Origin of the sequence: Bacillus sp. NTK071, assembly GCF_017303315.1 — a bacterium.
GTDB lineage: Bacteria > Bacillota > Bacilli > Bacillales > Guptibacillaceae > Guptibacillus.
This window is the reverse complement of record NZ_JAFKOI010000002.1, coordinates 92,510-114,044: the sequence shown is the minus strand read 5'-3', so window position 1 is coordinate 114,044 and position 21,535 is coordinate 92,510. Positions and strand designations below refer to the sequence as shown.

Sequence of the window (21,535 nt, the reverse complement as noted above, 5' to 3'; positions counted from 1 at the left end):
TCTGTGCTATAATGAAAGAGATTTTAAGAAAATTGTTTGTGCAGGAGGATATACTAATGAAAAAAGGTACAATTGCATTTGAAAACGGTGAAGTAATTCAAATTGAATTCTTTCCAGAAGAAGCACCTAACACAGTAGCAAACTTTGAGAAACTTGCAAACGAAGGCTTCTATAACGGAGTAAACTTCCACCGCGTTATTCCTGGTTTTGTTGCTCAAGGTGGCGACCCTACAGGTTCTGGAATGGGCGGTCCTGGTTACACAATTGACTGTGAAACAGAAGGTAACCCTCATAAGCACAAAGCAGGTTCCCTTTCTATGGCACATGCTGGAAAGAATACTGGCGGTAGCCAATTCTTCCTTGTTCATGAACCACAGCCACATCTTGACGGAGTGCATACTGTTTTCGGTCAAGTAACAGACGGCATGGATACAGTTCTTCGCATCAAGCAAGGTGACGTAATGAAAGAAGTTAAGGTCTGGGACGAAGAATAGTCCTTCCTTATTCTAAAAACTAAAATACTTTCCTTCGGGGTCGGGTGAAAGTCCCAACCGGCGGTGATGACTGGCGATAACGCTAGCTAAGTCCGTGACCCGGTTGCAAAAGCAAACGGTGGATCTGGTGAGAAACCAGAACCGACAGTATAGTCTGGATGGGAGAAGGAAAAAAGTGACCAATTTCCTTTTGAATCATAGATTCAGAAGGTTTATTTGGCATATGCTTTTTACCTCCCTGACTGTTGTTTGGGAGGTTTTTTATGTCTTTCTCATCACCATTATTGGAGAGTGACACAGGAGTCGATCGTATGAATCATTTAGATTATATGAAAACTGCAATTAGTATGGCTAGAACCACTCTTGGTCAGACGAATCCTAATCCAGCCGTCGGAGCAATTATTGTTAATAATGGGCGTGTCGTCGGTATGGGAGCCCATTTAAGAGCTGGTGAGGGACATGCAGAAGTACATGCCCTAAAAATGGCTGGGAAGGAAGCTAGTGGTGGTACTGCTTACGTTACACTTGAGCCATGTAGTCATCACGGGCGAACCCCTCCGTGTGCAGACGCTCTTATTGAAGCAGGAATAAAATCGGTTTTTATTGCTAGTCAGGATCCCAATCCTCTTGTAGCGGGAGGAGGAGTAGCAAAATTAAGGAAAGCCGGTGTTACTGTTGAGGTAGGTCTCGAAGAAGAAGAAGCATTAAAGCTTAATAAAATGTTTTTTCATTACATCACCCATAAACGACCTTATGTAACGTTGAAGTCAGCTACTACACTTGATGGAAAAATAGCAACTAGAAATAGAGACAGTAAGTGGATTACTGGAGAAGAAGCAAGAAAAGATGTCCATTCTATTCGCCATCTTCACGATGCTATTCTAGTAGGGGTTGGAACAGTCGTTGCAGATAATCCATCGTTAACGACAAGATTCGGTGAGGGATTGTCACCTATTAGAATCGTACTTGATCATCACCTTAGAATTCCATCCGACTCAATAGTACTTACTGATGACTCTGCTGAAACCTGGATTGTGACAACTACAAGTGCTTTAAATAAAAATAACCGCAAGTTTCAAAAACACGTTCATTTAATTGAGGTGTCACTAGATTCGATTTCAATCGATGAAGTGCTCGTTCTCCTAGGGGAGCGTAACGTTACTTCTTTGTTTGTAGAAGGTGGCTCAGAAGTTCATGGAAGTTTCCTTGAAAGTGGATGCTTTCAACAAGTAATTACATACCTCGCACCTAAGTTAATTGGGGGGAGAGATGCACCGAGTTCATTTGGGGCAACTGGCATTTCTATGATGAGTGATGCAGTCAACTTGACGGTTGAGAGTGTAGACCAAATTGGAGAAGATATTAGAGTGATTGCAACACGAAAGGAGAATGCATAATGTTTACTGGAATTGTTGAAGAAATCGGAAGGATAGAAAGTGTTCAGCAAGCAGGGGAATCCATTGTCATGCAAATTGCTGCTACCACGGTTTTAAAAGACGTACATCTAGGAGATAGTATTTCAATTAACGGGGTATGTTTGACCGTAACGTCATTTACAGATTCTACTTTTACTGTAGACATTATGCCTGAAACTTTTAAATCAACTGCACTCCGTCATCTTGGACCTAATTCTTCTATTAATCTTGAGAGGGCTATGGCTGCTAATGGCCGTTTTGGTGGCCATTTTGTCTCAGGACATGTAGATGGAGTAGGTGAAATCACTCGTGTTGAAAAAGTTGAGAACGCAGTGTATTACGATATTTCTATTCCAAGAGATCTTATCGTTTATTTTGTTGAAAAGGGTTCAGTTTCAATTGACGGGACAAGCTTGACGGTATTTGGAATAGGTGACCATTCTCTTACGATCTCTCTCATTCCACATACAGTTGAAGAGACGGTTCTCGGTCGGAAGCGCGTTGGTGAGCAAGTTAATATTGAATGCGATATGCTTGGTAAATATATTATGAAATATTTAAACCAAAGGAATGGGGCCAAACAAGAACCTGCTTCGCTTGGTAGCCAGTTCTATGAAGAGCATGGATTTAAATAATGAGGCAACAGGAGGGTCAGATATGTTTCATACAATTGAAGAAGCCATTTATGATTTAATGCAGGGAAGAGTAGTCATCGTATGTGATGACGAGGATCGTGAGAACGAAGGAGATTTTGTTGCACTTGCAGATAAAGTTACACCTGAAACTATTAATTTCATGATTACAAAGGGGCGGGGGCTTGTATGTGCGCCAATTACCAATGAACGCGCACAGGCTCTGCAATTAAATCCTATGGTTGATCATAATACTGACTCACATGGGACTGCATTTACAGTTAGTGTTGATCATATAAGTACGACGACAGGAATTTCAGCGGCAGAACGTTCTGCGACCATTCAAGCGCTTATTGATCCAAATGCAAGACCTGCTGATTTTAATCGTCCAGGACATATCTTTCCCCTTATCGCAAAAGACGGCGGTGTTCTGAGAAGAGCCGGCCATACTGAAGCGGCAGTGGATTTAGCGAGACTATCAGGTTCAGCTCCTGCGGGGGTTATATGTGAAATAATGAAAGAAGATGGTGAGATGGCACGCGTGCCAGATCTCGCTGAGATAGCAAAGGAATTTGATTTAAAGATGATTACGATTAAAGACTTAATTCAGTACCGTAATCGGAAAGATGTACTAGTTAAAAAGGAAGTTGAAATTGAACTTCCAACAGAGTTTGGCTCATTTCGAGCAGTAGGATATTCAAATGTTCTTGATCAAAAAGAACATGTTGCACTGATTAAAGGTGAAATTCTCCATGATGAGCCAACGCTAGTCCGTGTTCATTCTGAATGTTTAACAGGAGATGTATTTGGTTCATATCGATGTGACTGCGGACCACAACTTCATGCAGCATTAGCTCAGATTGAAGAAGAAGGCCATGGTGTCTTGCTTTATATGAGACAAGAAGGTAGGGGCATTGGGCTCTTTAATAAAATGAAAGCATATAAACTTCAGGAGCAAGGCTATGATACCGTTGAGGCAAATGAGAAGCTTGGCTTCAAGCCAGACCTAAGAGATTATGGAATTGGAGCCCAAATTCTACGAGATTTAGGGATATCAAAAATGAACCTGCTCACAAATAATCCGAGAAAGATAGCAGGACTAACCGGATACGGTCTTGAGGTAACTGCACGTGTTCCTTTGCAAATGCCTTCGAGAAAAGAAAATGAACGTTATCTAAAGACAAAACATAGCAAGCTAGGGCACATGCTCCATTTCTAAGTAATAAACAAAACAAGGAGGTTTTTCAATATGGGACAATTATTTGAAGGAAATTTGGTTGGATCTGGTCTAAAAGTGGGTATTGTAGTAGGAAGGTTTAATGAATTTATTACCAGTAAGCTTCTAGGAGGTGCAGAGGACGCTTTAAAAAGGCACGGATTATCAGAAGAAAACATTGATATTGCATGGGTGCCAGGGGCTTTTGAAATCCCTTTTGCTGCCAAAAAAATGGTTGATACTGGGCGCTATGACGCAATTATTACGCTTGGAACCGTTATTCGTGGCGCGACGCCTCACTTCGACTATGTGTGTGGTGAAGTCTCAAAAGGTGTAGCAAACTTAACGATGCAATCTGGTATTCCTGTTATCTTTGGCGTGTTAACAACAAATACAATTGAGCAAGCGGTAGAACGAGCTGGAACAAAAGCGGGTAATAAAGGCTGGGATGCTGCAACAGCTGCAATCGAAATGGCGAATTTATCAAAATCATTTGAAGGTTGATTATCAGGTGATTTTTGGCTATGATGAGTATGGTGTTCGATAAAGGCAAGGGAGTTCTACTTTTGAAGCCAGGAAAAGATCAAGAAAAATGGTTGATTCGTATATGTGTGGTCATTGCGATCATCATGCTCGCTGCGCTTGTCCGTAGATTATTGTGAACATTTTATTCGTTCCTTGAATAGTTATATAAACGGCGAGCCAAGAATTACTTTAATGAGGGATAATCATGCTAATTCGTTATAAGAAAGCCCATGAGAAAATTGCGATGGGATTATTAAGCTTTATGCCAAACGAAAAAGACATTAAACGATTGCAACAATCGATTAAGGACTATGAAGAAATGGATTCATGGCAGCTTTTTCTTTGGAAAGAGGAAGATATTATTGGTTTACTTGGTATAGAGTGGGTCAATGATAATGAAGTTGAGCTTAAGCATATTAGCGTCAACCCTTCTCATCGCCATCAAGGGATAGGTAAGCAGATGGTGGAAGCACTTCGTGAAATGCTAAGTGAAGAGATTGATATAAAAGGTAATGAATATACAGGTACGTTCTTTGAACGATGCCATTTAGAAGAGAATATTAAATGAATTCTCTATTTGAAAAGGAACGGCTTAGCCGTTCCTTTTTTGCTGTTTAATTCGATATTGTTGGTCTCTTTCTTCAAGGACATCAGAGCGATCACGTCTGGAATGTCTGTGTACGAGGTCCGCATTTGATAAATCACTAGAATCTCCGTATTTACATCCTAATTCGGTACACCGAGCACGGCATTTTTCTAGAAGTTCATTGCTTACGATAGGAATTTCAAAACCGGCATATGGAGCTTTCGAGTTAATTAAGTGATGTTCATGAGATAAATCCAGAAGAAGCTGATCAACATCAATGGAGAGCTTCTCGAGCTCGGTTCGCTCACTCGTGATAATACGCATTGCATTAGCGATCATCCGCTCTGCTCCTGTGAAATTATTTCTGCGATGGTGGTAAAGCCCGACTGCAACCTGAATAAGTCCTACCCAGTGAAGCTTTCTTTTACCTCTAGGATCTTCTTTCCAGTGCTCTTCGAGAATTTCGTGACATTCAAAGTAATCTCTTAGTCCATGGAAATGCACTAAATACTCAATGTAGGCATCTGAATACATGTCGTCCCTCCATTTCTTTAAGTAGTGTAGCATACTCAAGTTGGTATGATAAAGCGCATGGGTTTCGGTCAGAAGCAGCATAATAGGAATGGTTCTTATGAACCAATACGAATCAGGGAGTTGCTTCATATGGGCAAGGGAAACGGAATGATGTCTGTACTGGCAACGATCAGTGCAGGTGCTGCAGTGTACAGCTATTATCAAAATCACAAATCCCCAAAAATGAATTCTGGTAATGTGATCCAAAGTATCCTCTCCCAGCAAAAGCAATAACAAGACCGGGTTAAAGCCCGGTCTTTCCTTTTACCTCAAGGCTCTTTTCTATAAGCTATTGTAAAAATTTTCATAAAAACTACACTACGCTAATTGGAGCGGAAGGAGGCTCACCGCCCGTCCCGCGGAAAGCGAGCATCCTGGAGCGGAAATTAATCCACTATTATAGCAACAATGTTTACGAAAAGAGCCTTCCTAAAGTTGTTAACTTTCTAAAGAATTTCTATTGACCGTGGGTGTATTCATCTATGATATAATCGGTTAAGAGATGTACAAGGATAAAGGAAGATGAAGACATGATGCAATATAGTGTTAAGGTTGATGCATTTGAGGGTCCATTGGATCTATTGCTACACCTAATTAATAAGTACGAAGTGGATATCTATGATATCCCTGTTTCGCAAATAACAGACCAATATTTAACATTCATACATACAATGAAAGAACTGCAATTGGATGTAGCTAGTGAGTATCTCGTAATGGCAGCAACGCTGTTAGCTATTAAAAGTAAGATGCTACTACCTCAAAGAGAAGAAGAATTACTTGAAGAAGACATGGATTTCGATGAAGATCCACGTGAAGAGCTTGTTCAGCGTCTTGTGGAATATAGAAGATTTAAAGAAGCAGCTAATGATTTAAAGGAAAAGGAAAGTAGCCGCAGTCTTCTTTACTCACGACCTCCAGCTGATATAAGTGAGTATAGCCGTGAAGATAGTAACACTTCGATAGGGGATGTCACTCTTTATGATATGCTTGCAGCATTTCAGAAAATGTCTCGGCGAGTGAAAGAGAAAAAACCGAAGCGAACTAGAATTCAAGGACAAGATATATCAATTGAAGAACGAATGAATGATATTCGGAAGCAGTTACATGGAAAAGGCAGAAGGCGATTTATAGATCTATTCGGGGAAGAAGATCGCGGGCATATGATTGTGACATTTCTTGCAGTTCTAGAGTTAATGAAAACGAGAGATGTGGCGTGTGAGCAAGATCGGAATTTTGGAGAAATTATGATTTTTGAACGTGAAGGGAAGGTCTCGGAGTGACGAAAGAAGAAGTAAAGAGCATTATCGAAAGTCTCTTATTTGTGGTAGGTGACGAGGGAATTACAGTTAAAGATCTCTCAGAAACGATATCACTAGAAGAAGAGACACTTCTGGATGCGTTAAATGACTTACAACAGGAATATGATGATAGAGATCGCGGATTTAGAATAGCATTTATTGGTGGTGGCTATCAACTTACGACAAATGCCAAAAACGCTCCTTTTATTGAAAAATTAATCGATAAACCTGGAAATCACTCATTGTCTCAAGCTGCCCTTGAAACGCTAGCCATCATTGCCTACAAACAGCCAATCACAAGAGTGGAAATTGAGGAAATTCGTGGAGTCAAAACAGATAAACCACTGCAAACTTTAATGAGTAAGTTGCTGATTAAAGAAGCTGGAAGAGCTGAGAAGGCTGGTAGAGCGATACTGTATGGAACAACAAGAGAGTTTCTGTTTCATTTTGGACTGAGTACCATTAATGAGCTGCCTCCATTGCCAGATGGCAGTGAGGAAACAGAAGATGATGAAGCAGATCTATTTTTCGAGAAATTCCAGGAAATTCCAAGTAAAGAATAGTAACTGGTTTTTCATAAGGAGGGCTATACTTGCGGTTAACTCATATAGCTTACGAACAGCTTGAGAAGGAACGTTCTAATTCACCTGAAGATTCATTTGTTCGATCCTCAGTGACATACGAAGAAGCTGGCAATCAGAAAACTTTCTATGTGCTCTACCCTGCTATTTTTGCGTTACGTGCAAAAGAGGTGGGGGTGTGGATTGCTGAGTCGCCGGTCCATGAAGTGGTAGCCCTCAATCTGTTGCCTAGCTACACGGGGAGAAAACGACTTTATATAAGCGACGAGTCTGAGTTTCTACTAGCATTAGAAAAAGCCGATTTATCAAAGCTCCTTGAAATCGTTCAGGAAGTGAAATTAAATGGTTTTTATCACATATAAGAGATGCCTTCAGAGGCATCTCTTTTCTTGTTTCTGAGATCTTCCCTTCCTATCATTTCTTGTATAAAAGTACCCATCATTTCTCAAACTACTTAAAAAGAGTAGCTAAAGGAGCTAAGCGGAATGATTTTATCGATCGGAAAACATCTTCTTCCACATTGTCTTCAACAGTCAGAGGCTGCAGCTTTTGCAAAAAAGCAATTTGGTGACCACTTTCGTGATATAGATCGTCTTCTCCCAGTTTTCCAGAGTGCTGAAATTGATACACGATATTTTGCAATGCCGTTGGATTGGTATAGTAGTGGACCGACATTCGAAGAAAAAAATGAACGGTATATCGCTTTATCAGTAGATTATGCTACAGAAGCGATAAAAGATTGTTTAAACAATACTTTTTATTTAGAGAGAGAAATAGATTGTAGTGATGTGGCAGCGATCTTTTTTGTCTCAACTACGGGTATATCAACTCCCAGTATTGAAGCAAGAATTATGAATGTCCTTCCTTTTTCACCACACACAAAGCGTATTCCGATCTGGGGACTTGGATGTGCTGGAGGAGCATCAGGCCTTTCACGTGCAAATGAATACTGCATGGCTCATCCCGAAGAAGCTGTACTTGTTGTGAATGTAGAATTATGTAGCTTAACGTTCCAACATGGAGATTATTCCAAAAGCAACTTAATAGGCACAGCACTTTTTGCTGATGGCGTATCGTGTATGCTCGTTACTGGTGAAAAATCACCGTTACTCCAATACTCGAAAATGAACAATATACCAGCTATCGTTTCGGTTAAGTCCACTCTTATGAAAGATTCTGAGGATGTTATGGGATGGGAAGTAAGTAACGAGGGGTTACACGTTGTTTTCTCAAAATCCATTCCATTAATTGTTTCGACATGGCTTGAACCTAACGTTAAGGAATTCCTTACATCACAGAATAAAGTCCCTGAAGATATTGACTATTTTATTGCGCACCCGGGAGGTACAAAAGTGTTAACAGCTTATGAAGAGGCGCTGGGTTTAGAGAAGTCAATGACCGCTATATCACGCGAGGTACTAAGACAATTCGGCAACATGAGCTCTGTTACAATCGTTTATGTATTGGATCAATTCCTGAGAAATGGGTGCGAAACGGGTGCCAATGGCCTAATGGCTGCTCTTGGTCCTGGCTTTTGTTCAGAGTTATTACTCCTAGAATGGAAAGAAGGGGCGTAATCTATGGTTTTTCTCTTTACATTGGTGTTTATACTTCTTATTGTGCAAAGGGCAGGTGAACTTATACTTGCTAGAAAAAATGAAAAGTGGATGAAGGATCGAGGTGCAATAGAATGCGGAGAAGACCACTACAAATACATTGTTATGTTGCACATTGGTTTTCTACTTGCTGTTGCGGTAGAAACAGCTCTTCGCGGTTTCACTCTTTCATTAATTTGGACAGTAATGCTTGGAATATTTCTGTTAGCACAGTTGTTAAGAGTTTGGACAATCAGGTCTCTAGGAAAGTTCTGGAACACTAAAATTATCGTGTTGCCTAAAGCAAGCGTTGTTGCTAAAGGGCCGTATCGTTTTATACGACACCCTAATTACGTGATTGTAGCGTTAGAAATCTTATCTCTTCCCCTTATCTTTTCTTCGTATTGGACTGCCATTGTTTTCACATTTTTAAATGCTGGATTACTATTAAAGGTTCGTATTCCAGCTGAAGAGAAAGCGTTAAAAGAAGTAACGAATTATACAGATGTTTTTACTGAACCAACCAATAATTGATATACATATCCAACGTCTCCTCCTCATAGACTTGTACAAATACGGAGCTTAAGGGACGTGGATGGCATGATCAAATCGTTGCATACAAAAATTGGCGTCTTTATTTTGATAGCAGCTCTGCTGTTTCTTATGATTCCTCGAAATGCTTCAGGAGAAGGTGTTGGTGTCTCAGCTAGAAGTGCCATCCTAATGGAACAAGAAACCGGACGAGTGCTTTACGAGAAAGACGCTTATACACAAAGAAGGATAGCAAGCATAACAAAAATTATGACAGCAATTCTAGCGATTGAGTCAGGGAAATTAGATGATATGGTTGTTGTAAGTTCAAGGGCTGCAGGAACAGAAGGATCGTCACTTTATTTAAAAGAAGGCGAAAAAATAAAGCTCGAGAATCTGGTTTATGGGCTTATGCTCCGTTCTGGTAATGATGCAGCAGTTGCTATTGCAGAAGCAGTTGGAGGAAGTCTTGAGGGTTTTGTAAGTCTGATGAATCAAAAGGCAGAAGAGATTGGGATGTCTAATACTGTTTTTGCCAATCCTCATGGACTTGATGATCATGAGAATCACCTTTCCACAGCATATGATATGGCTTTATTAACTCAGTATGCTATGAATAATGAAATTTATCAGGTCATATCTGGGACTAAGGTACATAGAGCTCCCAACGAGAAAGAAGACTGGGATTATGTGTGGCGGAACAAAAATAAACTATTAACAGGTTTATATGAAGATTCAACCGGTGGAAAGACGGGCTATACAAAGAGAGCGAAACGTACCCTTGTTTCAACAGCAGAACGTGATGGAATGAATCTGATTGCGGTAACACTTGATGCTCCGAGCGATTGGAATGATCATATTTCAATGTTCAACTTTGGATATAAGAATTATGAGCTTACCTTATTGCAATCTAAAGGCGTCCTTAAGGATCTGAAGGAGGAGCCTTACAAGGGTAGGGTGAAGTTAAATAGGGATCTACTATATCCATTAACTGAAGAGGAAAAAGACAGCATTGAGTCAACAATACAGCTTGCAAAACCTCCAGAGAAAAGTGATTGGGATAAGCCAGATTCTTTTCAAAATCCAATCGGTTTATACAAAGTCACACTAAATAACGAAACCCTAATTAAAGCTCCTCTTACTTATGAAGCTGTTGAGAAAAAACCAAAAGGATTTTGGGGATTCTTTAGAAATCTATTCTCTCTAGATTCCGGACGTGATCTCAATGGTTAATATCATCTGGGTTGCTTTATTTCTTATCGGCATCATCTTTGCGTTCATAAACGGGACAATGGAAGAAGTAAACAAAGCTATTTTTAGTGGTGCTGAAGAAGCAATTGCTGTTTGTATTGGTCTACTCAGTGTTCTTGTTTTCTGGCTTGGTTTAATGAAGATCGCCCAAAAAGCTGGACTACTTGAAGTCATGGCGCGTTGGTTTAAACCAGTTGCTAGAAAGCTTTTTCCTGAAGTGCCGACAGAACATCCTGCAATGGGTTATATCCTATCCAATATGATCGCTAACATGTTTGGACTAGGGAATGCGGCTACACCAATGGGTATAAAAGCTATGGAGGAATTAAAAAAACTGAACGATATGAAAGATCATGCTTCGAGATCAATGATTACTCTATTAGCACTCAACACATCTAGCTTAACGTTAATACCTACGAGTGTGATTGCAATTCGAATGAAGTATGGTTCCGTTTCACCTACAGAAATCGTAGGTACTACTATTGCTGCAACGGCTTGTTCCACAATAGGTGCGTTAATGATTGATCGGCTTTTTAATAGAAAAAGCAAAGGGGGAATTAAATCGTGAACATTTCGATTTGGATTATCCCCTTGTTAATTGGCTTTATCCTTGCTTATGGAACGTGGAAGAAAGTACCAACCTACGAAGTGTTTGTGGAAGGTGGAAAAGAAGGTCTTTCAATTGCTTTCTCAATCGTTCCTTATCTAGTAGGCATGATGGTAGCTATTTCTGTTTTTCGAGCATCTGGAGCAATGGCATTTTTAAGTGGTCTACTTAAAGCACCATTTGACGCAATAGGTATACCGACAGAAATTGTCCCACTCGCACTGATACGTCCAATCTCAGGTACGGGCGCTTTAGCAATGACAACTGATATTATTAGCACATATGGACCTGATTCATTTATAGGAAGGTTAGCATCAACTATGCAAGGTAGCACTGATACAACCCTCTATATCCTTACTGTTTATTTTGGTGCTGTAGGTATTAGGAAAATGGGGAACGCTTTGAAAGTTGGGTTGTTGGCTGATCTAGTAGGAATGATTGCAGCAATCGTTTTTGTCACCATTGTTTTTGGATGATGGCCACCGTAAAAAAGCGGTGGCTTTTTTTGATTTTAACAAAGGGTTTGCAGGATTCTGGTTTGAGCATAATAAATGATAGAATGAATCTGTACTTGAGGTTTGACTACGACAAGAGTATGATGTTTTAGTGAGGTGAATATGATGGAACGTTTACAAAAGGTAATTGCTCAAGCTGGAGTTACTTCCAGACGGAAAGCAGAAGGATTAATTGAAGAAGGAAGAGTTAAAGTTAACGGTAAAGTCGTTACTGAACTCGGTACGAAAGTTTCTGATCGTTGTAAAATTGAAGTGAACGGTATTCAGGTAGAACGTGAAGCGCCGGTTTACTTTTTGTTCTATAAACCGACAGGAGTCATTTCAGCGGTTGAAGACGATAAAGGAAGAAAGGCAGTAACAGATTATTTCCATGAAATTGAAGAGAGGGTTTTCCCTGTAGGAAGACTTGATTATGATACATCAGGTGCTCTTCTTCTAACAAATGATGGAGACTTTGCAAATAAGCTCATGCACCCAAGCTATCATGTAGATAAGGTATATGTAGCTAAAGTAAAAGGTCTTATGAACAAAGAAACGATTCAAAAGCTTGAAAGAGGCGTGCAGCTTGAAGATGGTAAAACGTCTAAGGCACGTGCACGAATTCTGTCAGTGGATAAACAAAAAGAGAAATCGATTGTAGAACTGACGATTCACGAAGGTAAAAATCGACAGGTGCGAAGAATGTTCGAAGCAATTGGTTTCCCTGTACAGAAGCTAAAGAGAGAACGCTATGGTTTTCTTGAGTTAACAGGAATGAATCCTGGAGATTATCGTGAGTTGAAACCATACGAAGTTAAACAGCTCCGTAATCAAGCTGTCACACAAAAGTCAAAAAAGCGATAAGTTGACACCCTAACAGCACGTTATAGTGAGAGTAGTATTGCTTAGTTTGATTGGAGTTGGTTTAAATGAACAAAAAAAACCGGCTGATCGTGCGGACTGTTATATTGGCGATTGTCTTTATAGCAGTCGGCTATACGTTCTATACAAACTTTTTCGCAAATGAAAGCGGAATCGTACAGGCCGGGGATCAAGCCCCTAACTTTATTTTGACTGACCTTGAAGGAAATGAAGTAGAGCTTGAAGATTATAGAGGAAAAGGTGTATTTCTTAACTTCTGGGCAACATACTGTGAGCCGTGTAAGGATGAAATGCCTGCAATGGACAAGAAGTACAAAGAGTATAAAGACAAAGGCGTAGAGATTCTTGCAGTTAATGTATCAGAGCCGAAATTGACTGCGGAAAGTTTCGTAGATCGCTATAAGCTAAGTTTTTCTGTACTGCTAGATAAAAGTAACGATGTAACAAATCACTATGGAGTTGGGCCAATTCCAGTTACATTCTTAATTGACAAAGACGGCCAAGTCATCAGAAAGACACAAGCTAGCTTGTCTGAAGAAGTAATCGATGACTATATGAAGCAAATCCAACCGTAACGGGGTGTTCCAATGAGCGACAAAAACATCACCTGTGAATGCGGACATGTTAACCCTTATGGAACTGAGATATGCGAAGTATGTGGTAAGCCGCTCCAGGGAGATTTGAAATCTAATAAACTTCTTAATATGAGATATGAGGGAAGCGCTCGTAGATCTCAAACTTATAAAACGACTATAATCGATAAAATATGGAATTTCTTTTCTTCTGTAAAAGTAGGGATATGGATTATTGTCCTTCTTCTCGTTGCTTCTGCAATTGGAACGATTTTTCCTCAGCAAATGTACATACCACCGCTGTCTGATCCTACAGTCTATTATGAGGAACAATACGGTATACTAGGACAACTATATTATGATCTTGGATTTCATAATCTATACGGCTCTTGGTGGTACATGCTATTAATTGCAGCTCTCGGTTTGTCGTTAATAGTTGCAAGTCTTGATCGATTTGTTCCACTATATCGTGCACTTAAAAAACAGCGTGTTATTCGACATGAGAGCTTTATGAAGCGTCAGAAATATTTCGGTATAACTGAGAATCCAGACAACAAAGTTGAATTATCGAATATCAAAGAAGCTTTGCAGAAGAAAAGATACAATGTAAAAGAAGAAGACGGTCATTTGTTCGCCGAGAAAAATCGGTTTTCAAGATGGGGCCCTTATGTTAACCATATTGGACTTATTCTATTTCTAATTGGTGGAATGCTTCGTTTCTTCCCAGGTATGTATGTTGATGAGGTACTCTGGCTACGTGAAGGAGAAACTGAGAAAATTAAGGGAACAGAAGAAGCCTACTATTTAAAAAGTGATGGGTTTATTCTCGAAACCTATGACAATAACGACGCCAAATTCAAGGATGCTATTGAAGCGTCTGGACAAGCAGCTGTTGCCAAAAACTATCAAACGGATGCAGTGCTTTATAAGCAAGTTGGCGAGCGAATAGCAGGAACGGATCCTGAACTTGAAAAGATTAAAGAGCATCCAATTCAAGTAAATAAGCCACTTAAATTTGATGGTTATGCAATCTATCAAGTTGATTACAAGTTAAATGAGCTTCAAAGTATGACGTTTACAATGGATAATAAGGAGACTGATAAGCCGGTAGGTGAACTCACAGTTAATCTTTATAATCCTGAGAAAGAATATGAGCTTAAAGATGGTTATCGAGTAGAGGTAATGGACTATTTTCCTGACTTCGAATTCAATGATAAAGGAGAACCCACAACTAAGTCTAAAGTTCCGAATAACCCAGCATTTATTCTTAATATGATTTCTCCTGAACATCCAGATGGTGAAGTGGCATTTGTTGCGATCAAGCAGAATCTAGAACCTCTTGGTGAGAATGATTACAAGATGTCCTTCCAGAATGTTGATACAAAGAATGTATCGGGTCTTGTCGTTCGTAAAGACAATACGCTATGGATTCTTGCTATAGGTGGAGCGATCTTTATGATCGGTGTTATCCAGGGGATGTACTGGAATCACCGTCGTATTTGGGTGCGTAGAAAAGACAATGAAATTTGGCTAGCGAGTCATACGAATAAGAATTGGTATGGACTTAAGCGAGAGCTTGAAGGTGTGACAGATCAAACGGGTCTTCAAATGCCGCTCGATCAATCTGAACAAAAATAATAGATTTTTATAGCACGAAGGGAGGCGGATAAGATGGCTCAACTTAGTAGTAACTTGCTTTATATTGCTTTCTTCATCTATTTTGCTGCAAGCATTGTTTTCGCTATTTCATTATTCGGTAAGAAATGGAGAAAATCAGATGAAGCTACCCATTCAAGGAAGTGGGGAATGTGGGGTTTTACGTTATCTGCAGTTGGTTTTCTATTTCAACTGAGCTATTTTATTACGAGGTGGATTGCTGCAGGGCATGCACCTGTTAGTAACCTTTTTGAATTTACTACATTTTTTGGAATGGCAATGGTTTTTGCTTTCTTGATTATTTATTTGATTTACAAAAGTAATGTCATCGGCTTATTTGCAATGCCAGTTGCCATCATCGTCATTGCTTATGCTAGTGTGTTTCCATCTGAAATTCAGCCTTTGATTCCAGCATTACAAAGTAACTGGCTTAAAATTCATGTAACGACTGCAGCTCTAGGCGAAGGCATTCTGTCGATTAGTTTCGCAGCTGGACTTGTCTATCTTGTTCGTACAGTTAATCAAGAGAAAGCGAGCAAATCTACTTTTTGGCTAGAAGTCGTCATGTATACACTGATTAGTACAGTTGCATTCGTTATTCTATCGTTAGGATTTGAAGCTGCTGGTTACTCTTCAACTTATGAGTTTGTTGATCAAAACGAGCAGCAAATTACAGTTGAGTATACCTTACCAGCATTAACTGGACCAACAGATGGTAGCTACGTTAGCGGAAATGAATTTGGCCCGCTTTTAGAGGCTCCAGCTTGGATGAAAGGCGAGAAGGCTGCTCATAAGCTTAACACCTTAATCTGGTCTATACTAGGCGGTCTAGTGTTATATGGCTTAATTCGTCTCATTCTTCGCAAACGAATTGGTGCAGCTATTCAACCTGCTTTGAAAAACGTTAATGAAGAATTGGTCGATGAAATTCAGTATCGTGCAGTGGCAATTGGATTCCCTGTTTTCACGCTTGGAGCCCTTATTTTCGCTATGATTTGGGCGCAAGCTGCCTGGACCCGTTTCTGGGGATGGGATCCAAAAGAAGTTTGGGCCCTTGTTACCTTTTTATTCTATGCAGCATATCTTCACCTTCGTCTTTCACGTGGATGGCAAGGAGAGAAGTCAGCATGGCTTGCTGTTGTAGGGTTCGTTATTATTATGTTAAATCTCGTGGTTGTTAACCTCGTTATTTCTGGACTACATTCATATGCATAGTACTGAAAACCTTCACGAGTAGTGAGGGTTTTTTTGTCATTTATAAGTGTATGCGGTTTCCTCATGACTGGTCTAGAAAGCTTTATACGTGGTAGAATAGAAGACATGAGCTATTGTAGGAGGGAATCTTCTTGGAAAAAGATGCAAGAATTTTAGTTGTAGATGATGAAGAGCGTATCAGAAAGTTATTGCGCATGTATCTTGAAAGAGAAAATTATGAAATTAAAGAAGCAGAAAATGGAGAAGAAGCACTTGAGATCGCAACAGAAGATGATTTTGATCTTATCTTGTTGGATTTAATGCTCCCAGGTATGGATGGCATTGAAGTTTGTCAGCAAATGCGCGAGCAAAAAGCGACGCCAGTTATTATGTTGACAGCCAAAGGAGAAGAAGCCAATCGTGTTCAAGGATTTGAAGTGGGCGCGGATGATTATATTACAAAACCATTTAGTCCGAGAGAAGTCGTTCTTCGGGTGAAGGCACTTCTCAGAAGATCATCAACAACCAAGTTTCTACAAACGGAAACAACGACTAAAAATGTGATTGTTTTTCCTTATTTAACAATTGATCACGATGCACATCGGGTACTCGCAGAAGATGAAATTATCAATTTAACACCGAAAGAATATGAGCTCCTTTACTATCTTGCGAAAGCACCTGATAAAGTGTTTTCTCGAGAAGAACTACTTAAAGATGTTTGGAACTACGAGTTTTTTGGAGATCTTCGCACAGTAGATACCCATGTTAAGCGCCTAAGAGAAAAATTAAATAAGGTATCACCTAATGCTGCGTCTATGATCTCGACTGTATGGGGAGTTGGGTATAAGTTTGAGGCAGTAAAAGAGTAATGATTTGGAGAAGTGTAGTTGGTAAGCTTTGGCTTACAATTATTTTACTAGTTGCATTTGTACTTTCGATTTTAACCATCCTTTTGCTTCAGTTTTTTGAAGATTTTCATGTTGAGAAAGAAGCAGAGCAAATGGAGCGACTAGCGGATAAAGTAGCTTCAGTTATTGAACGATACGATGATCGCGACCAAGCGCTTGATACAGCGTGGGAGATTACTGACTTTTATCCTACGAGAGTGATGATCATTAAAAATGAAGAGGCTAATGAAGGCCTGTGGTATTCCCCTAATGCGCACGGGCTCCCACGAATCTCATTAGACGTTTTTAAAGAAGATCCTGTTCTAAAGGATGTATTTACAGATGGAGAAACAGTTGTCAAACAAGGTAACTTTGAAACGAAAACAGAAGCAACATCCTCTAATGAACTTTTAGTTGTTGGTGTTCCTATGCAAATAGATGGAGAAGATCATGGAGCAGTATTTCTATATCAATCTCTTGATGTAATTGCAAAAACAACAGGACAGGCACGTAATTTAATATACATAGCAGCAGGTATTGCGATCGTTTTAACTACGATCTTTGCATTCTTCTTATCAACTCGAATCACGGCACCACTCTTAAAGATGAGAGAAGCTGCTACACAAGTTGCAAAAGGGAAATTCGATACAAAAGTGCCGATGGTAACTCACGATGAAATTGGTGAGTTATCCATAGCCTTCAATCGTATGGCACGCCAGCTGAACAACTATGTAACAGCACTGAATCAAGAAAAAGAGCAGCTTGCTAGTATATTAAGCAGTATGGCAGATGGTGTCATCACTTTTGATAAAACTGGGGCTATTCTTAGCACAAATCCACCTGCGGAACGTTTTCTGAAAGCGTGGTATTACGAGCAAGGTATGGATGAGCAACCGGGTACAGAGATTCCTGAGGACATAAACGAGTTGTTTAGTCTTGTTGTCATGCTTGAACGTGAACAGCTTACTGAAGTCGAATTACAGGGTAGAAGCTGGGTGGTGGTAATGACCCCACTTTATAATCAGTCGGCTATTCGTGGAGCTGTTGCAGTATTTCGCGATATGACAGAGGAAAGACGTCTCGATAAGCTGAGGAAGGATTTCATAGCGAATGTATCGCATGAGCTAAGAACACCAATTGCTATGCTACAAGGCTATAGTGAAGCGATTGTAGATGATATCGCAAGTAGTGATGAGGAAAAGAAAGAAGTTGCTCAGATTATTTATGACGAATCATTGCGGATGGGTAGACTTGTGAATGAGTTACTTGACCTTGCTAGAATGGAAGCAGGACACAACGAACTGCATTATAGTAACATTCATCTTCAAGATTTTGGTCAGAGAATTGTAAGGAAATTCTCAGGTCTTGCTCGAGATAGAGAAGTCGAGTTGAAATTTCATTTATCGAATCCTGACCGAATGTTAATGATCGATCCTGATCGTATTGAACAAGTACTTACAAATTTATTGGATAATGCAGTAAGGCATACACCGAACGACGGCGAAGTAAGTTTGCTTATTACGTCACTTGAAAAAGGTGTGCAGTTCAATGTGAAAGATACAGGATCTGGTATTCCAGAGGATGATTTACCATTCGTATTTGAACGATTCTATAAAGCTGATAAAGCTAGGACAAGAGGAAGATCCGGAACTGGCCTTGGCCTTGCAATTGCCAGAAATATTGTGGAATCCCATCGTGGCCAAATATCAGTACACAGCAAAAACGGAGAAGGCACTGTTTTCTCTTTCTTTATCCCTGATCAAGCTGACGAGTGACAGGCACCACCCGTTATTTGTTGAAAGTTGTCGAACGAGTAGTTTAGCTCCTGAGTGTATCTCAGGAGCTTTTTTACTTTCCTCCTAATTTGAAGATGAATAAAGAATGGGAAGTGGTATGCTAAAGTTCAATTTATGCGGTACAATTGTAGTGGGAACTGTCAAACTAGTTCGATAAAGGAGCTGACATTTTGTATACTGACTATCATAATCATCTTGAAAAAGGAACACTCACATTAGATTATTTATCACAATTTGTTGAAGAAGCTAAACGGAAAAACGTTAGCCACTTTGGTATCTCAGAACATGCTTATCACTTCTATGAGACTGAGAACATTTTAAGTAACCCATGGGTGAATCAGCGAAGGTGGTATAACATGGATCAGTACGTCAATCTCTTTCAACAAGCGGAAGAACAGGGCATGGACGTTAAAATGTCGATTGAAATGGACTATACACCTGGTAAACACACTGAAATGAGAGACTTTATTTCCAATTACAAGTTCGATTACGTTATTGGTTCGATCCATTGGGTCGAGGATTTTGGCATTGATTTAGCTGAATATCGTCATTTATGGGACGAGAGGGATATTCATACTGTTTACCGTAAGTATTTTGATCAAGTAGTTACACTTGCCGAATCAAATTTATTTGATATTGTTGGGCACCTTGATCTTGTTAAAATCTTTAAGTATAAGCCCGACAATCGAGATTTTCTTCTAGAACAGTACGATCGCGCAACAAATGCTTTGTCTAATTCAAAAACATGTGTAGAAATTAGTACGGCAGGATTACGAAAGCCAGTAGGTGAATTATATCCTGACCCAGATCTTCTTAAAATGTGTTTTGAAAAAGACATTCCTATTGTCCTTTCATCAGATGCTCATGTTCCAGGAGATGTAGGGGCGGATTATGACAAAGCTGTGGACCTGGCGAAATCTGTTGGATACTCTAAATTAATGACATTTCAGCAAGGGGAGCGTAAATCGATTTCTCTATAGCAAAAAGAACAAGAGCTATTGCGCTCTTGTTCTTTTTCATTACTACACTCCGCCAATTTGTTCAACTTTTACAATATCCTGAACAGATTCAAGCGTCTCTTCGATATTTTTAGGAAGTTCGCTATCAAATGAGAGCATCATAATTGCTTCTCCTCCAGCTGTTTTTCTTCCAACTTGCATCGTAGCGATATTAATTTCGTGTTCTCCTAATACTTTCCCAACATTACCGATAACACCTGGTCTGTCATTATGCTGAATATATAACAGATGTCCCTGAGGGTGGAAGTCAATATCAAACCCGTTTAATTGTGTAATCCGATCTCCGTATTCTTTTATATATGTGCCTTGTAGTGAAAAAGCTTCTTTATCACCTTTAACCGTCACTGAAATGAGGTTCGAATAACCATGTGTTTCGGAGCTATGCTTCTCTCCATACGTAATACCGCGCTCTTTCGCGATAGAAGGAGCATTCACTTCATTAACTGTCGTGTCTAGTCTTGATTTAAGAAAAGAGGCCATGAGGTTTCTTGTCAAGATGACAGTATCAAGTTCCGTTAGTTTACCAGCGTAGCTTACTTCAACGAGATTAACTGCTGACTTCATACATTGTGAAAGAATACTTCCCATTTTACGAGTGAGTTCATAATAAGGTTTGATCTTCTCATACTCTTCTTTCGAGAAGCCTGGAAGATTAATAGCATTTCTAATTGGTTTACCTTGAAGGAAATATAAGACCTCATCTGCTACTTGAGCCGCGACGTTAAGCTGCGCCTCTTTCGTAGAAGCACCGAGGTGTGGCGTGACGATAACCTGATCGTAGCCAAGAAGAGGATGGTCATGTTCAGGCGGCTCTGCTTCAAATACATCAAGTGCTACACCGCCAATATGTCCGGAGTCAAGGAAAGGGATCAACGCTTGCTCATCAATAATTCCTCCTCGAGCGCAATTAATCAGAAAGACGCCTTTTTTTGTTTTTGCAATCGTATCTTCATTCAACAGGCCGCGTGTTTTGTCTGTAAGAGGTGTGTGAACTGTAATAATATCGGCACTATCGAGCAAATGATCAAATTCAACAGATTGAACATCAAGTTTTTGAGCTCGATCATTTGTCAAAAATGGATCAAATACAACAACATTCATTCCAAATGCTCTTGCTCTCCTTGAAAGCTCAGTACCAATCCTTCCCATACCTACAATTCCAAGTGTTTTGCCATGGAGTTCTGTGCCGACATAGTGCTTACGCATCCATTTTCCGGTTTTTAAAGATGATGTTCCCTGTGGAATATTGCGAACAAGTGCCGCCATCATAGCGAAAGTATGTTCAGTTGTAGAAATTGTGTTACCGTCAGGTGCGTTAACAACAATGACTCCCCGTTTGGTTGCAGCGTCAAGATCAATGTTATCAACACCTACCCCCGCTCTAGCTACAATCCTTAAATTTGGCATTTTATTGAGAACTTCGGCAGTTACTTTCGTCGCGCTTCGAACTAATAGTGCCTCATATTGATTTAGACGATCGCTAAATTCGTTCAGTGAGCCAATATCACATTGAACCTGACTGTCATTTAATAAAGGTTGCAATCCATCTTCCTGAATTCCATCTGTAACAAGAACGTAAGCCAACTTCTCCACTCCTTTTTTCTATCTCTTCTAATTTTTTAGAAAACTTAATACTATACTTTTTATCATGAAAGCATTAAAGTGTCAATTTCAATTAGATTTTAAATAGAACCAATCTGGAGAAAAGGAAATCCCCGGTTACATAACCGG

At 39.8% G+C, this 21,535-nt stretch carries 25 protein-coding genes and 1 riboswitch; of the genes, 23 read left to right on the top strand and 2 right to left on the bottom strand.

Translation table 11 applies throughout. From position 1 onward, the window contains the following. Window positions 1-56 precede the first annotated feature (56 nt). The 7 genes from JI666_RS04795 to JI666_RS04765 all read left to right on the top strand — a co-directional run bounded on the left by JI666_RS04795 (window position 57) and on the right by JI666_RS04765 (window position 4,850). Complete coding sequence (locus JI666_RS04795; RefSeq protein ID WP_048309178.1) at window positions 57-494, top strand: peptidylprolyl isomerase; 438 nt, start codon at window positions 57-59, stop codon at window positions 492-494. Between the two features lie 26 nt (window positions 495-520). Then, a riboswitch (FMN riboswitch) is annotated at window positions 521-668 on the top strand. Between the two features lie 137 nt (window positions 669-805). After that, entirely contained in the window at window positions 806-1,891 is a 1,086-nt protein-coding gene (gene ribD, locus JI666_RS04790; protein WP_206890363.1) for a bifunctional diaminohydroxyphosphoribosylaminopyrimidine deaminase/5-amino-6-(5-phosphoribosylamino)uracil reductase RibD, read from the top strand. After that, entirely contained in the window at window positions 1,891-2,544 is a 654-nt protein-coding gene (gene ribE / locus JI666_RS04785; RefSeq protein WP_206889486.1) for a riboflavin synthase, read from the top strand. Before ribD ends, ribE begins: the two co-directional genes overlap by 1 nt. A gap of 22 nt (window positions 2,545-2,566) precedes the next feature. Beyond that, the gene (locus tag JI666_RS04780) at window positions 2,567-3,760 is read left to right on the top strand and encodes a bifunctional 3,4-dihydroxy-2-butanone-4-phosphate synthase/GTP cyclohydrolase II (protein WP_206889484.1); all 1,194 of its coding nucleotides are present in this window, start codon (window positions 2,567-2,569) and stop codon (window positions 3,758-3,760) included. Window positions 3,761-3,790: 30 nt separating this feature from the next. After that, window positions 3,791-4,261 (top strand): 6,7-dimethyl-8-ribityllumazine synthase, encoded by a 471-nt coding sequence (gene ribH, locus JI666_RS04775; protein ID WP_206889482.1) that lies wholly within the window; start codon window positions 3,791-3,793, stop codon window positions 4,259-4,261. Window positions 4,262-4,281: 20 nt separating this feature from the next. Then, window positions 4,282-4,419, top strand: a complete 138-nt coding sequence (locus JI666_RS04770; RefSeq protein WP_206889480.1) for a hypothetical protein — start codon at window positions 4,282-4,284, stop codon at window positions 4,417-4,419. 68 nt (window positions 4,420-4,487) lie between these two features. After that, entirely contained in the window at window positions 4,488-4,850 is a 363-nt protein-coding gene (locus JI666_RS04765; protein ID WP_136947324.1) for a GNAT family N-acetyltransferase, read from the top strand. A gap of 24 nt (window positions 4,851-4,874) precedes the next feature. Here the strand turns inward: JI666_RS04765 and JI666_RS04760 are convergent, their stop codons facing one another. Next, entirely contained in the window at window positions 4,875-5,402 is a 528-nt protein-coding gene (locus JI666_RS04760) for a DUF309 domain-containing protein (RefSeq protein ID WP_206889478.1), read from the bottom strand. Window positions 5,403-5,531: 129 nt separating this feature from the next. Between JI666_RS04760 and JI666_RS04755 the strand changes: the two genes are divergently transcribed. From JI666_RS04755 to JI666_RS04680, 16 genes are all read left to right on the top strand, one after another. Further along, window positions 5,532-5,675 (top strand): hypothetical protein, encoded by a 144-nt coding sequence (locus tag JI666_RS04755; RefSeq protein ID WP_206889476.1) that lies wholly within the window; start codon window positions 5,532-5,534, stop codon window positions 5,673-5,675. A gap of 299 nt (window positions 5,676-5,974) precedes the next feature. After that, window positions 5,975-6,721, top strand: coding sequence for a segregation/condensation protein A (locus tag JI666_RS04750; RefSeq protein ID WP_206890361.1), 747 nt, complete (start codon window positions 5,975-5,977; stop codon window positions 6,719-6,721). Next, window positions 6,718-7,302, top strand: coding sequence for an SMC-Scp complex subunit ScpB (scpB, locus tag JI666_RS04745; protein ID WP_206889474.1), 585 nt, complete (start codon window positions 6,718-6,720; stop codon window positions 7,300-7,302). Before JI666_RS04750 ends, scpB begins: the two co-directional genes overlap by 4 nt. 29 nt (window positions 7,303-7,331) lie before the next feature. After that, window positions 7,332-7,682, top strand: coding sequence for a hypothetical protein (locus JI666_RS04740; protein WP_206889473.1), 351 nt, complete (start codon window positions 7,332-7,334; stop codon window positions 7,680-7,682). 123 nt (window positions 7,683-7,805) lie between these two features. Continuing rightward, window positions 7,806-8,897, top strand: a complete 1,092-nt coding sequence (locus JI666_RS04735) for a type III polyketide synthase (protein WP_206889472.1) — start codon at window positions 7,806-7,808, stop codon at window positions 8,895-8,897. A gap of 3 nt (window positions 8,898-8,900) precedes the next feature. Continuing rightward, window positions 8,901-9,449, top strand: a complete 549-nt coding sequence (locus tag JI666_RS04730) for an isoprenylcysteine carboxyl methyltransferase family protein (protein WP_206889471.1) — start codon at window positions 8,901-8,903, stop codon at window positions 9,447-9,449. Window positions 9,450-9,515: 66 nt separating this feature from the next. Further along, window positions 9,516-10,679, top strand: coding sequence for a D-alanyl-D-alanine carboxypeptidase family protein (locus JI666_RS04725; protein ID WP_206889470.1), 1,164 nt, complete (start codon window positions 9,516-9,518; stop codon window positions 10,677-10,679). Then, the gene (locus JI666_RS04720; protein ID WP_206889469.1) at window positions 10,672-11,265 is read left to right on the top strand and encodes a nucleoside recognition domain-containing protein; all 594 of its coding nucleotides are present in this window, start codon (window positions 10,672-10,674) and stop codon (window positions 11,263-11,265) included. The genes JI666_RS04725 and JI666_RS04720 overlap by 8 nt, the downstream gene beginning before the upstream one ends. After that, window positions 11,259-11,780: a spore maturation protein gene (locus JI666_RS04715; protein ID WP_206890359.1), complete on the top strand. Its 522-nt coding sequence runs from the start codon at window positions 11,259-11,261 to the stop codon at window positions 11,778-11,780. Before JI666_RS04720 ends, JI666_RS04715 begins: the two co-directional genes overlap by 7 nt. Before the next feature lie 144 nt (window positions 11,781-11,924). Then, a complete protein-coding gene (locus JI666_RS04710; RefSeq protein ID WP_206890357.1) occupies window positions 11,925-12,662 on the top strand; it encodes a pseudouridine synthase in 738 nt (245 codons plus the stop codon). Between the two features lie 65 nt (window positions 12,663-12,727). Then, window positions 12,728-13,255 (top strand): thiol-disulfide oxidoreductase ResA, encoded by a 528-nt coding sequence (locus tag JI666_RS04705; RefSeq protein ID WP_206889468.1) that lies wholly within the window; start codon window positions 12,728-12,730, stop codon window positions 13,253-13,255. Window positions 13,256-13,267: 12 nt separating this feature from the next. Beyond that, on the top strand, window positions 13,268-14,890 hold the full coding sequence (gene resB, locus JI666_RS04700; RefSeq protein ID WP_206889466.1) for a cytochrome c biogenesis protein ResB: 1,623 nt from the start codon (window positions 13,268-13,270) through the stop codon (window positions 14,888-14,890). Window positions 14,891-14,923: 33 nt separating this feature from the next. Beyond that, complete coding sequence (gene ccsB, locus JI666_RS04695; RefSeq protein WP_206889464.1) at window positions 14,924-16,123, top strand: c-type cytochrome biogenesis protein CcsB; 1,200 nt, start codon at window positions 14,924-14,926, stop codon at window positions 16,121-16,123. 131 nt (window positions 16,124-16,254) lie between these two features. After that, complete coding sequence (locus tag JI666_RS04690; RefSeq protein WP_206889462.1) at window positions 16,255-16,971, top strand: response regulator transcription factor; 717 nt, start codon at window positions 16,255-16,257, stop codon at window positions 16,969-16,971. Then, window positions 16,971-18,764 (top strand): ATP-binding protein, encoded by a 1,794-nt coding sequence (locus tag JI666_RS04685; RefSeq protein WP_206889460.1) that lies wholly within the window; start codon window positions 16,971-16,973, stop codon window positions 18,762-18,764. Before JI666_RS04690 ends, JI666_RS04685 begins: the two co-directional genes overlap by 1 nt. 191 nt (window positions 18,765-18,955) lie before the next feature. Next, complete coding sequence (locus JI666_RS04680; protein WP_206889458.1) at window positions 18,956-19,765, top strand: histidinol-phosphatase; 810 nt, start codon at window positions 18,956-18,958, stop codon at window positions 19,763-19,765. A gap of 42 nt (window positions 19,766-19,807) precedes the next feature. On the opposite strand, the gene serA is transcribed toward JI666_RS04680, so the two are convergent. Further along, window positions 19,808-21,388, bottom strand: coding sequence for a phosphoglycerate dehydrogenase (serA, locus tag JI666_RS04675; RefSeq protein WP_206889456.1), 1,581 nt, complete (start codon window positions 21,386-21,388; stop codon window positions 19,808-19,810). Between the last annotated feature and the right edge of the window lie 147 nt (window positions 21,389-21,535).

Coding starts and splice junctions, on each gene's coding strand:
- JI666_RS04795 (WP_048309178.1), top strand. CDS start 57: ATGAAAAAAGGTACAATTGCATTTGAAAACGGTGAAGTAATTCAAATT.
- ribD (WP_206890363.1), top strand. CDS start 806: ATGAATCATTTAGATTATATGAAAACTGCAATTAGTATGGCTAGAACC.
- ribE (WP_206889486.1), top strand. CDS start 1,891: ATGTTTACTGGAATTGTTGAAGAAATCGGAAGGATAGAAAGTGTTCAG.
- JI666_RS04780 (WP_206889484.1), top strand. CDS start 2,567: ATGTTTCATACAATTGAAGAAGCCATTTATGATTTAATGCAGGGAAGA.
- ribH (WP_206889482.1), top strand. CDS start 3,791: ATGGGACAATTATTTGAAGGAAATTTGGTTGGATCTGGTCTAAAAGTG.
- JI666_RS04770 (WP_206889480.1), top strand. CDS start 4,282: ATGATGAGTATGGTGTTCGATAAAGGCAAGGGAGTTCTACTTTTGAAG.
- JI666_RS04765 (WP_136947324.1), top strand. CDS start 4,488: ATGCTAATTCGTTATAAGAAAGCCCATGAGAAAATTGCGATGGGATTA.
- JI666_RS04760 (WP_206889478.1), bottom strand. CDS start 5,402: ATGTATTCAGATGCCTACATTGAGTATTTAGTGCATTTCCATGGACTA.
- JI666_RS04755 (WP_206889476.1), top strand. CDS start 5,532: ATGGGCAAGGGAAACGGAATGATGTCTGTACTGGCAACGATCAGTGCA.
- JI666_RS04750 (WP_206890361.1), top strand. CDS start 5,975: ATGCAATATAGTGTTAAGGTTGATGCATTTGAGGGTCCATTGGATCTA.
- JI666_RS04735 (WP_206889472.1), top strand. CDS start 7,806: ATGATTTTATCGATCGGAAAACATCTTCTTCCACATTGTCTTCAACAG.
- JI666_RS04730 (WP_206889471.1), top strand. CDS start 8,901: ATGGTTTTTCTCTTTACATTGGTGTTTATACTTCTTATTGTGCAAAGG.
- JI666_RS04725 (WP_206889470.1), top strand. CDS start 9,516: ATGATCAAATCGTTGCATACAAAAATTGGCGTCTTTATTTTGATAGCA.
- JI666_RS04720 (WP_206889469.1), top strand. CDS start 10,672: ATGGTTAATATCATCTGGGTTGCTTTATTTCTTATCGGCATCATCTTT.
- JI666_RS04710 (WP_206890357.1), top strand. CDS start 11,925: ATGGAACGTTTACAAAAGGTAATTGCTCAAGCTGGAGTTACTTCCAGA.
- JI666_RS04705 (WP_206889468.1), top strand. CDS start 12,728: ATGAACAAAAAAAACCGGCTGATCGTGCGGACTGTTATATTGGCGATT.
- resB (WP_206889466.1), top strand. CDS start 13,268: ATGAGCGACAAAAACATCACCTGTGAATGCGGACATGTTAACCCTTAT.
- ccsB (WP_206889464.1), top strand. CDS start 14,924: ATGGCTCAACTTAGTAGTAACTTGCTTTATATTGCTTTCTTCATCTAT.
- JI666_RS04685 (WP_206889460.1), top strand. CDS start 16,971: ATGATTTGGAGAAGTGTAGTTGGTAAGCTTTGGCTTACAATTATTTTA.